This is a genomic window from Janibacter sp. RAF52, from assembly GCF_052114035.1.
GTDB lineage: Bacteria > Actinomycetota > Actinomycetes > Actinomycetales > Dermatophilaceae > Janibacter > Janibacter hoylei.
Genome location: NZ_JBFRDY010000005.1, coordinates 233,485 through 241,762 on the forward strand (window position 1 = coordinate 233,485; position 8,278 = coordinate 241,762).

8 protein-coding genes are annotated in these 8,278 nt (G+C 72.8%); 3 read left to right on the forward strand and 5 right to left on the reverse strand.

The window, feature by feature from the left end; all coding sequences use genetic code 11:
• Nucleotides 1-304: 304 nt before the first annotated feature.
• On the reverse strand, nt 305-580 hold the full coding sequence (locus AB4Y78_RS09160; protein ID WP_259909113.1) for a DUF2277 domain-containing protein: 276 nt from the start codon (nt 578-580) through the stop codon (nt 305-307).
• 94 nt (nt 581-674) lie between these two features.
• On the opposite strand from AB4Y78_RS09160, the gene AB4Y78_RS09165 reads away from it, so the two are divergent.
• Entirely contained in the window at nt 675-2,123 is a 1,449-nt protein-coding gene (locus tag AB4Y78_RS09165) for a DHA2 family efflux MFS transporter permease subunit (protein ID WP_441715653.1), read from the forward strand.
• Between the two features lie 27 nt (nt 2,124-2,150).
• Here AB4Y78_RS09165 and AB4Y78_RS09170 read toward each other — a convergent pair whose 3' ends face one another.
• The 3 genes from AB4Y78_RS09170 to AB4Y78_RS09180 are packed head-to-tail and all read right to left on the reverse strand — an operon-like array spanning nt 2,151 to nt 5,068.
• Entirely contained in the window at nt 2,151-3,368 is a 1,218-nt protein-coding gene (locus tag AB4Y78_RS09170; protein ID WP_441715651.1) for an MFS transporter, read from the reverse strand.
• Nucleotides 3,365-4,408, reverse strand: a complete 1,044-nt coding sequence (locus AB4Y78_RS09175; RefSeq protein ID WP_441715649.1) for a LacI family DNA-binding transcriptional regulator — start codon at nt 4,406-4,408, stop codon at nt 3,365-3,367. Before AB4Y78_RS09175 ends, AB4Y78_RS09170 begins: the two co-directional genes overlap by 4 nt.
• Entirely contained in the window at nt 4,409-5,068 is a 660-nt protein-coding gene (locus AB4Y78_RS09180; RefSeq protein ID WP_441715647.1) for a lysoplasmalogenase family protein, read from the reverse strand.
• A 520-nt stretch (nt 5,069-5,588) separates the two neighbouring features.
• On the opposite strand from AB4Y78_RS09180, the gene AB4Y78_RS09185 reads away from it, so the two are divergent.
• Nucleotides 5,589-6,077 (forward strand): glutathione peroxidase, encoded by a 489-nt coding sequence (locus tag AB4Y78_RS09185; protein ID WP_441715645.1) that lies wholly within the window; start codon nt 5,589-5,591, stop codon nt 6,075-6,077.
• Nucleotides 6,078-6,380: a sulfurtransferase TusA family protein gene (locus AB4Y78_RS09190; protein ID WP_282071942.1), complete on the forward strand. Its 303-nt coding sequence runs from the start codon at nt 6,078-6,080 to the stop codon at nt 6,378-6,380.
• Between the two features lie 76 nt (nt 6,381-6,456).
• Here AB4Y78_RS09190 and AB4Y78_RS09195 read toward each other — a convergent pair whose 3' ends face one another.
• On the reverse strand, nt 6,457-7,899 hold the full coding sequence (locus tag AB4Y78_RS09195; protein WP_259909120.1) for a PhoX family protein: 1,443 nt from the start codon (nt 7,897-7,899) through the stop codon (nt 6,457-6,459).
• Between the last annotated feature and the right edge of the window lie 379 nt (nt 7,900-8,278).

Sequence of the window (8,278 nt, forward strand, 5' to 3'; positions counted from 1 at the left end):
GGGGGGTCCGCACGCCCCGTCGAGGGGACGTCAGAGCAGGGTCGCACCCGTCGCCGACAACGCCAAACGGCCCTGTGGACAGTGCTGTGGACGGGGTGTGGACGACGCGCCATGGCACTGTGCACAGTCCGTGGACAAGTCTGTGGATCTCCCTCACACCCCGACGGCGACACCCCCTCTGACCTGCGACGATGCGGCGCGGAGCGTGTGGACCCGCAAAAAAATGTCGACCGGCAATCCACAGGCAACGACACGCCCGAGGCCACAGATGACCCCCTTCGCGCAAGCTCGGAGCGCCCGGCGGTCAGCCGGTGCGCCCGTAGCGGATGCGGGCCCGCTCCCGGGCCTTCTCCGCCTCGAGCTCGCGGTCCTTCGGCGGGGCATTCGTCACGAGGTGGTCGAGCAGGTGCTGGGTCACCTGGGCGATCTCCTCGACGGCCTCGTCGAAGGCGGCCTGGTTGGCCTGGCTCGGCTTCGTCGACCCGCTCACCTTGCGCACGTACTGGAGGGAGGCGGCGCGCACCTCGTCAGTCGTGGCCGGGGGATCGAAGTTGTGCAGCTGTCGGATGTTTCGGCACATGCCACCCAGTCTCCTCCTGCGGACCGACAGGGACACGCCCTTCGCGGTCAAGAGCATTTGGCCGCTGTCGGTGGCCTGGCGGACCATGGAGGACATGCCCACCACCGCGGCGGCGCCGCACCCCGTGACCACCCCTGCCCAGACGACGCTGATCCTGCGCGTGCTGACGGTGGCCACCTTCGTCGTGATCCTCAACGAGACGATCATGAACAACGCCATCCCGCGGCTCATGGACGACTTCCACGTCACCGAGACGTCGGCGCAGTGGCTGACGACCGCCTTCATGCTGACGATGGCCGTCGTCATCCCGATGACCGGCTGGCTCATGCGTCGACTGGCGACGCGGCGCACCTTCGCCTTGGCGATGGGTCTCTTCACCGTCGGCACGACGATCGCCGCGGCCGCCCCGAGCTTCGAGGTGCTCGTCGCCGCCCGCGTCGTGCAGGCGGGCGGCACCGCGGTGATGATCCCGCTGCTCATGACCACCCTCATGGACCTCGTGCCCGTCGCCGACCGCGGCCGCACGATGGGCAATGTCTCGCTCGTCATCGCCGTCGCCCCCGCGATGGGCCCGGCCGTCTCCGGGGTCCTGCTCGAGCTCGGCACGTGGCGCCTGATCTTCATCGCCGTGCTGCCGATCGCCGCGGCCTCCCTCGCCCTCGGCCTGCGCCTGCTGCCCGACACCGGCGAGCGCGAGGACAGCCGCCTCGACCTGCCGAGCGTCGCCCTGGCGGTCGTCGGCTTCGGCGGCATCGTCTACGGCCTCTCGGGCCTCGGTGGCGGCCACGGCGGCGAAGGGGGTCCCGCTCCCGAGCCCGTCGTCGACCCCCTCCTCGCGGCCGGCATCGCAGCCCTCGCCCTCGCGGTCTTCGCCTGGCGACAGCTGACCCTCGCCCGCACCGGCGACCCGCTCATGGACCTGCGGGCCTTCCGCCACCGCAGCTTCACGGGCGCCTTCGTCACGATGTGCCTCGGCTTCGCCGCACTCATCAGCTCGGTCATCCTGCTGCCGATCCACCTGCAGCGCGGGCTCGGCCTGAGCACCCTCGAGACCGGGCTGCTGCTCATCCCGGGCGGCCTGGCCATGGGCCTGCTCGGGCCGTCGATCGGACGGCTCTACGACCGCATCGGCGCCCGACCCCTCGTCGTCCCCGGCGCGGTCGGCATGACCCTGTCGCTGACGCTCTTCGCCGTGCTGCTGCCGCACGTCGGCATGTGGACCGTGCTCATCCTGCACGTGCTGCTCAGCCTCTCGCTCGCCCTGCTCTTCACCCCGCTCTTCACCGCGGGCCTGGGCTCGCTGCCGCACTCCCTGCACGCGCACGGCTCCGCGCTGCTCGGCTCCTCCCAGCAGGTCTTCGGGGCGGCCGGCACGGCGACGAGCATCGCCGTCATGACGCTCGTCGCGGGCGCCGACCCGACGACGGCGGAGCGCACCTCGGGCGTGCAGGCAGCCTTCGTCATGCTGGCCGTCGCCGCCGCGGTGACCATCGGCACCTGCCTCATGGTGAGCACGCCGGCCGAGGACCCGGCGGACGAGTAGCCGCGGAGGTGCGGACTCCCGGGCCGGTCAGCGCAGCCCGGGCGCGAGCGACGGCGTGCGTCGCAGCAGCGCGGTCAATGCCATGACGAGCACGAGCAGCGCCACCGAGAGGGCTACCGACCCCGCCCACCCGGCGCGCGTCCACGCGGCGCCGGAGGCGGTGCCGAAGACCGCGGACCCGAGGTAGTACGTGAAGAGGTACAGCGAGGCCGCCTGGCCGGCGCTCGTCCCGCCGAGGTGGGCCCGCAGCGGCACCCAGCCGCTCGCGATGCCGTGCACCGCGAAGAAGCCGACGACGAGCAGGCCCATCCCGGCGACGACGAGCGGCAGCACGTCGGGCAGCGTGAGCAGCGCGCCGACGATCGCGACGGCCGCCCCGATCGGGATGACCGTGCGCCGGCCGTGACGGTCGGCGAGGTCGCCGAACCACGTCGAGCTCACCGTGCCCAGCGGGTAGACGAGGAAGACGAGGCTCGCCGCACCGATCCCCAGCGCGAAGGGGGGATCCGCCAGCCGGAAGCCGATGGTGTTGAAGAGCGCGACCATCGCCCCGAGCGAGCAGCCGCCGATGGCGTAGAGGGCGAGCAGCGCCGGGTCCGACAGGGCCCGTCGGGTCATCGCCGCCAGCGCACGCGGGTTGCCCGGCGCCGGCTCGAAGCCCCGCGAGACCGGCAGCGCGAACCGCACGAGGACCGCGCACGCCAGGCCGACGAGCACTGTTGCCGCGATACCCCAGCGCCACCCGCTGCCCAGCTCCGCGCCGAATCCGGAGACGAGTCGGCCCGACATCCCGCCGAAGGCCGTGCCCCCGACGTAGAGCCCGGCGGCGCGCCCCTGGCTCGAGGGGTGCAGCTCCTCGCGCAGGTAGGCCGTCGCGACCGCGGGCAGCCCGGCGAGCGCGAAGCCGTCCGCAAAGCGCAGCGCGAGCAGCGCCTCCCAGGTCGGCGCGAGCGCCGAGGCGAAGCCGATGACGACCGAGGCCCCGAGCGATAGGTGGATCAGGCGGGTGCGTCCGACGACGTCGGAGAGCGGACCGGCGATGAGCAACCCGGCGCCGATGCCGAACATCGCCAGCGACACGCTGAGGGTCGAGGCACCCGTCGAGACGTCGAAGTCGCGCCGCAGGTCCGGCAGCAGTGCCTGCGTCGAGTACAGCAGGGTGAAGGTCGCGAGTCCCGCGGCGAAGAGCGACCAGACGATCCGCCGGTAGCCGCTGCTGCCCGGCAGGTAGCCCTCGTGCCTCACGCCGACCCCCGGACCATCCGCGCGGGGATGTTGTGCCGGGTGACGACCTGCACCCCCGACGCGAGTGAGGTTGGCGCCCCCGGGACGAGCCGGTGGTGCTGGAGCACAGCGGTGATCGCGGCGCGCGCGTCCTCGCGCAGGTCGTGGTGGAGCACGAGGTCGATCTCGCCCGTGCGCAGCAGCCCGAGGTTGTCGGCGTCGAGGTCGTGCCCGACGTAGACCGAAGGGGGGACCCCCTTCGCGCGGAGCGTCGCGAGGATCGCCCGGTTGGCGCCTCCGACGGAGTACACCCCGAGGGGTGCCGTGACGTCCTCGAGCTCGGCGGCGACGACGGCCGCGGTCGCAGCGTCGAGCCCGTCGGCATCGGCGACCCGGCGCACCTCGACGTGCGGTGCGGTGGCGCTCATCTGCTCGACGAAGGCCTCGACCCGGGTCCGCTCCCCGACGAAGGAGGAGCGGCTCAGCGTGACGAGGACGCTCGCGAGATCGCCTCTGCCCCAGTGCTGCACGAGGTGCGCGGCGGTGCGGCCGGCCGAGACGTGGTCCGGCCCGGCATAGGCGATGCGCCGCGATCCGTGCACGTCGGTGACGAGGGTGATCGCGGGGATCCCGCGGTCGGCGAGGTCGTCGATCGCGGCCGCCACGGCCGGCTCGTCGGGGACCTTGAGGAGCACGCCGTGGCTGGTCCGCCCCCTTCGCCCGATGCCCTCGAGCGTGGCGACGACGTCCTCGACCGTGCCCGACTCCCGCAGGTGGTAGCGGGCGCGCACGGCGGCCGGCCGCAGCCCGCTCAGCTGGGACTCCAGCGCCGCCGTGACCTCTCCGCTGAAGCGGTCGGGAGCCTGCATGACGACGTCGAGGACGAGCGAGCGAGCCCCCAGGCGCAGGGCGCTCGCCTGCCGGTCGAGCTCGGCGACCGCCTGCTCCACCGCGCGGACGGCGCGGGGACTGGCACCCGGCCGACCGTGGAGGACCCGGTCGACGGTGGCCTCGGACAGGCCGGCCTGCTCGGCGATGTCGGCGACGCGGTGGCTGCGCACTCAGCCCCGCAGCGGTCGGGCCGCCCGGTCGTGGTGCGCGATCGAGGCGACGAGGAGGAACTGGGCGAACACATAGGTGAGCATGACGAGCACGCTGTGGAGCGGCAGCTCGACCCCACCGAAGGTGCGCAGCGCGATGAGCCCGTCGGAGACGAGGAAAACCACGGCGCCGACCGTCGCGACCCGGTCGAGCCCGGTCGCGAGGACGGCCATGGTGACGATGGCCGCCCCGTAGACGAGGACCGGCCAGATCGCTCCCGTGCGCGGTGCGGTGAAGACCAGCACGGCGAGCATCGCCACGACATAGGGGGCGACGAGGACCGGTCGGGTGCGCGCGATGCTCCGGTCGACGAAGGGCAGGAAGGCTGCGACGTAGGCGATCTGCGCGAGCAGGAAGGGGATCACCATCGCCCAGAAGCCGGCGTCGCTGCCGTCGTCGAAGAACCGCGGGAGCGTGTCGCCGAGCCACGAGAGGCCGAGCGCGGCGAGGGCCAGACGCGCGAGCTGCGACTTCGGGTCCGGGGTGGTGGTCCACAGCAGCCACGCGAGCACGGGCATGAGCAGCACCTGGGTGAGGTCGGCGAGCACACCCCCCGGAGCGACGCCCTGCGCGGCCAGGTGGACCAGAGTGACGACCACGAGGGCGGCGAGCGCAGGCATGGCCCGAGCCTACGGCCGCATCGGTCCCTGAGGAGGGCCCCCTGGGCCCGTCTCGAAGGGCCCCTGAGGAGGGCCCCCCGAGCCCGTCTCGAAGGGCCCCTGAGGAGGGCCCCCCGGGCCCGTCTCGAAGGGCCCCTGAGGAGGGCCCCCCGGGCCCGTCTCGAAGGGCCCCTCCCTTCGAGACGCTCGGCCGTGGACGGCCTCACTCCTCAGGGAGCGGGGGGCAGTCGGCCGTGGACGGCCTCACTCCTCAGGGAGCGGGGGGCAGTCGGCCGTGGACGGCCTCACTCCTCAGGGAGCGGGGGGACAGTCGGCCGTGGACGGCCTCACTCCTCAGGGAGCGGAGGACGGACACACGGCCGCAGGCGGCAGGGGGCGGGGCGAAGGGGATGGCTGCGCACATCAAGCCGAAGTCGAGAACGGCAACGGCACCAGCGGACCAGGCAGGACTTCGGCGGGCGCAGCCGTCCCCCTTCGCCCCGCCCACCCGGGGACCGAGGGACGGGCATATCGTCGAGTCATGAGCCTCCTCGACGCCCCCCTCGCCCGCCTCGACGGCACCCCCGGCACGCTGCGCGACCTCACCGGCGGCCGGCCGGCGCTGCTCGTCAACGTCGCCAGCAAGTGCGGCCTGACCCCCCAGTACACCGCGCTCGAGGCGCTGCACGAGGAGTACGCCGCGCAAGGGTTCACCGTCGTCGGGCTGCCGTGCAACCAATTCGGCGGGCAGGAGCCGGGCACGGCCGAGGAGATCGCCGAGTTCTGCTCCGCCACCTACGGCGTGACCTTCCCCATGAGCGAAAAGGTCGAGGTCAACGGCCCAGGTCGCCACGCCGTCTACGCGGGCCTGGTCGACACCCCGGACGAAGGGGGCGAGAGTGGCGACATCCGGTGGAACTTCGAGAAGTTCGTCATCGACGCCGACGGCACGCCCGTGGCGCGCTTCAGCCCGCAGGTGGCGCCCGACGACGAGCGGGTCGTCGCCGCCCTTCGCTCCGCCATCGGCTGAGTGCACGCACCCGACGAGCCCGTCGCGCGGATCGACGGCGGGGACCTGTCGTGCGCGCGGCTACTCATCCTGCTGCGTGCGCGGGTCGCCGACCTGCCCGCCGGCAGCATCGTGCACCTGAGCACGACCGACCCGGTGGCGCCCATCGACCTGCCGGCGTGGTGCCGGCTCACCGGCCACGGGTACCTCGGCGTCGCCGAGCCCGGGCCGCCCCCGGTCTACGGGGTGCGGGTGGGGGCCAGCCCGGTCGAGACGCGACCGGACCGGCCCTGGCACCCCATCGACCCCACGATTTCCGGGTGACCCGAGAAACCCGCGGTTCGCAAGGGTTTGAAACTCTTGCGAACCGCGGGTTTCTCTTGCTGAGCGCGAAGGGGGGTCAGCCGCGAGCCGACTCCCGCGCGTTGGACGGACGACCCCACGGCCCGGTGATCGCAAAGGTGCGACCGGGGTCGCCCTGGATGTTGGCGAAGAGGGTCGTGCCCGCGGCGTCGAAGGTCGGGCCGGCCCACTCGCTGTCGTCGACGAGGTTGAGCGCGAGACGGTAGGCCGTGCCCTGGTCGGTGACGCCGATGAGCTGCGAGGCGCCCTCGCCGTCCTCGGCGAGGACGAGCCCACCGTGTGGCGAGACGGTGATGTTGTCCGGGCCGTCGACGCCGGCGCCGTCCTCGTTGACTGCGAAGATCGTCGTGAGCGTGATCGTCTGCTTGCGGGGGTCGAAGAACCACACCTGGCCGTCGTGCTCGTGGAGCGAGCCGTCGTCGCTGCGGGCATAGCTCGAGACGACGTAGACGCCGCCGTCGCCCCACCACTGCCCCTCGAGCTTGCGCGCGCGGGTCACCTGGTCGTCGGCGAGCTGCTCGCGAATCGGGGTCTCCCGGGCGTCACGGTCGGGGACCTCGACCCAGCGCACGGTGTAGGTGGTGTTGGTCTTCGTCGCCTTCGACAGGTCAGTGACGTGGGCGCCGTTGCGCTCGAAGGCGACGAGCGCCTCGAGGGTGCCGACCTCGACGGCGCCGTCGGCCGCGAGCGCGTGGAGTGCGCCCTTGCCCTGGCGGTAGCCGGCGGGCGGGGTCCAGCGGTAGAAGAGCCCGTTGGGCTCGTCGGCGTCCTCGGTGAGGTAGATCCGGCCGGTCGCCTCCTCGACGACGGCGGCCTCGTGCTCGAAGCGCCCGAGGAACTTCAGCGGGATGTTGGCCTTGCCGATGTTGGCCGCCTGGCTGGTCGGGTCGACCTCGAAGACGTAGCCGTGGTCCTGCTCGAAGGTGTAGGTGACGCCGTCGTCCTCGTGGGTGCCGGCGCGCTCGTCGGTCTCCTCGCAGGTCAGCCACGTGCCCCACGGCGTGATGCCGCCGGCGCAGTTGTCGACGGTGCCGGCCACGGAGGTGTAGTGCTCGAGCACGGTGTTGTCGGCGTCCACGACGAGGGTGGAGGTTCCCCCCTTCGCCCCGCGGTCGTAGACCAGTCCGTCGACGTGCGGGACGGCGCCGTCGTCGGCACCACCGATCTCGTGGTTGCAGACGATCGTCGAGCCGCCGCCGGCACGGGCGAAGGCACCCATCGCGTCCTGGCTGCCGGCCACGGCGTAGCCGCCGACCGTGGTCGTGCCGGACTCGGCGAGGACCGTGTAGCTGAAGCCCTCCGGCAGGGCGAGCAGCTCACCGGCGGGACGAAGGGGGCCGTAGCCGGCGGCCAGGCGGGTGGTCTGCGCGGCGGTGGCGTGCGCGGCGAAGGGGGCCGAGCTGCCGGCGACGAGCAGCCCGAGGGCGCCGGCGGAGCCGCCGAGCAGGGTGCGGCGGTCGATGGGGGCGGGGGTGGACATGGGGACTCCTGGGATCGGTCGAGGGGACGCCCGCAGTCCAGCAAGCAGGTGTTCGCCCGGGGCGACCCTCACGGGTCCCCCGGGCGAACGGTGGGTGAACCGTCGGCCGCGCTCAGGCGGCGAGCAGCGCGTCGAGCTGGCTGACCGCGGACGTCGAGCCCTCGACGACGCCCATGTCGAGCACCTTCTGCATGTCGTCGGCGGACTCCCACGTGGAGGTGTTGACCAGGCGTGTGGCTTCGTTCGCTTGGTGGCGGGGTTTTTGCAGCGCTCCGTGGCGGTCTTGTTGCCGCGATCACGCAGGACTGGCTGCAGGTAGGTGTCGCGGTCTGAACCGAGAGGGGTGCGCCCGGTCGGGGCCGTTTGGATCGCTGCCGCT